Origin of the sequence: Erwinia sp. MYb416 (genome assembly GCF_037479575.1) — a bacterium.
Taxonomy (GTDB): domain Bacteria; phylum Pseudomonadota; class Gammaproteobacteria; order Enterobacterales; family Enterobacteriaceae; genus Erwinia; species Erwinia rhapontici.
The window spans coordinates 1-318 of record NZ_JBBGYT010000133.1; the positions used below are offsets into that span (position 1 = coordinate 1).

A 318-nucleotide genomic window follows, 5' to 3' on the forward strand; every position below is an offset into this window, starting at 1 on the left:
AACCTGCATCCAGCGATGTTGTTTCGGTTGCTGCGCAACAAGCTACCATTGCCCCCGTTGCGCCGGTGATTGCTCCCGTGGAGGAATACGCAGCTCAGGCTGAGGTACAGATTTCCACGCCAGTAGCGCCACCACAACCTTCGCTCTATCGGTTTGAAGTGCCAGCAGATGCCCGGACGCCAGCGCCTTCGTTACCGGTTGATGAAGAAGACGGTCCGCAGATGGGTAACTGGCAGGATACATCAGCGGCTTCGCCGTTTGATTTCTCCACGCCACATGCCTCTCATCCAGCCTCCGTAGCGGCGGTGGCCACCGGTG

Annotated in this window: 1 protein-coding gene; it reads left to right on the top strand. The window is 59.1% G+C overall.

Annotated elements, in window-relative coordinates; genetic code table 11:
* On the top strand, positions 1–318 hold a 318-nt coding region (locus WH277_RS01260; protein WP_339503909.1), incomplete at both ends, for a hypothetical protein.